General features: G+C 57.5%; 2 protein-coding genes. Both read right to left on the minus strand.

All coding sequences use genetic code 11. The annotated features are described in order from the left end of the window. Positions 1-299, minus strand: a 299-nt coding sequence (locus AC11W3_RS16300; protein WP_484093362.1) for a c-type cytochrome, incomplete at its 3' end; no start/stop codon positions are given. Between the two features lie 183 nt (positions 300-482). Next, complete coding sequence (gene tgt, locus AC11W3_RS16305) at positions 483-1,589, minus strand: tRNA guanosine(34) transglycosylase Tgt (RefSeq protein ID WP_484093363.1); 1,107 nt, start codon at positions 1,587-1,589, stop codon at positions 483-485. Between the last annotated feature and the right edge of the window lie 500 nt (positions 1,590-2,089).

The following is a 2,089-nucleotide window of genomic DNA, read 5'->3' on the forward strand; positions in this document are numbered from 1 at the left end:
GCGTCGTTGGGAGGCATGGCTGTCCCCGGGAAGACTTTGGAAGGTTCTCGTATCACCTGCTGCAGGTATGCCCGGTCGCGGTCGGCCCCGATGTGCGACAGCTCCGGCCCCGTGGTGCCCCCCTTGCCGCCGATCTTGTGGCAGTCCCGGCACCGCTCGTTGAAAAGCGGCTCCCCCATCAGCTCCAGGGTCGCATCCTGACTCTGCTTCGCCGCGGGCTGCGGCTTCTCCCTTGAACAGGCGCAAATCACCAGCGCCAGCAACAAAATCGAGATGATACCGTGCGCTCCATGGCTCATTGGTTGCTCCCAGTAAAACTAAAACTGCTTTCCCACAGGGATGAACAGGATTAACGGGATGAAAGATCTCAACCAAAAGCCTCTAGAGGTTTATCCCTTGCATCCTGTCTATCCCTGTTAACGGGCTTTGCTTTGCCTTCCCGTTTCTCCGCGTCTCCGTGGCTGAAGGTTCTGCTAGAGGTTCTACTTCCCCTTGAGATACGACCCCAGGAACTGCTCCTTGTACTCCCTGAACCGCCCATCCTCGATCGAGTGCCTGATCTCGCCCATCATCTTCAGATAGAAGTGGACGTTGTGGATGCTGGCCAGGATGGCCGAGAGCACCTCGTTGGCGGTGAAGAGGTGATGGAGATAGGCCCTGGTGAAGTTCTGGCAGGTGTAGCAGTCACAGTTCGGGTCGATCGGATAGAAATCGCGCCGGTAGTTCTTGTTGGTCAGCCTGATCCGCCCACGATAGGTGAAGAGGGTGGCGCTTCTGGCATAGCGGGTCGGGATCACGCAGTCGAACATGTCGATGCCGCGCTCGACGCTCTCCAGGATGTCCTCGGGAAGGCCCACCCCCATCAGGTAGCGCGGCTTGTCCTCGGGGAGGTGCGGCGCGGTGTAGCCCACCACCTGCTTCAATAGCTCGAGTCCTTCGCCGACCGAAACCCCGCCGATGGCGTAGCCGGGGAAATCCATCTTCACCAGCTCCTGCGCACACCTCTTCCTCAGATCCTCGTAGACGCTCCCCTGCACGATCCCGAAAAGATACTGGTCCTTCCTGGTGTGGGCCTCCTTGCACTGCTTGGCCCAGCGGATGGTCTTCTCGGTCGAGCGCTCGGCGTAGCTCTTCTCGCAGGGGTAGGGGATGCACTCGTCGAAGTTCATGATGATGTCGGCGCCCAGGGCCTCCTCGATGGCGATGGCCTTGGCCGGATCGATGAAGATCTCTTCCCCGGTGTCCTCGTGGCGGAAGAAGACCCCCTCCTCGGTGATGCGCTTGTTCGGCAGCGAGAAGACCTGGAAACCGCCGGAGTCGGTAAGGATCGGGCCGTCCCAGGCCATGAACCTGTGGAGCCCCCCCGCCTTCTGGACCAGGGCCTCGCCGGGGTGCAGGTGCAGATGGTAGGTGTTGGAGAGGATGATCTGGGCGCCGGTATCCTTCACCTGGGCCGGGGTCATGGCTTTCATGGCGGCATGGGTCGCCACCGGCATGAAAATGGGGGTTTGAATTTCGCCGTGCGGCGTGTAGACGGTGCCGCGGCGGGCCGCGGTATGTTTGTCCTTCTTGAGCAGTCTAAAGATCATGAACCTTCCGTTTCTCTCTTAATTTGCTGTATCTGGCTAACTTTCTTAACAGAGCCCCGCACAAAAAGCAACTGCAACAGACTCATGAGATCAGCAAAACACGGTTAGAACCACCGGGAAAGTACTTACAGGCGGCTTTTACATTAATTGTATGCTGTATACAAAAAATTGTTGCATTTTGGTATAACGGCATTTAATATGCGCCGAGTATAAACCTCCAATCTGCGCTCTGTCTCGCATTCCGCTTGCAGGTAATATCATGAGTACAAAGGAGAGGTCAAATGCAGGCACTGAGCCCGTGGCGTGCACCCCCATTTCGCTAGAGCGGAAACCGCGAGTCCCACCTTAAAACGGGACCGCAGGGACTTGTAGCCCCTCCGGCGTACGCAAAAGCCAGAAACCACCCCAAACGATTTCGAACACGCAAAGGGACAAAAAACATGCGAATACTTACTAGCACAGTGGGAAGAAAGATCCTGATGTCGATCACGGGTCAGCTG

The sequence above is a fragment of the Geomonas sp. genome, assembly GCF_056994735.1.

What these genes read in the sequence shown, in the direction of transcription:
- tgt (WP_484093363.1), bottom strand. Translation starts at nt 1,589, where the DNA reads ATGATCTTTAGACTGCTCAAGAAGGACAAACATACCGCGGCCCGCCGC.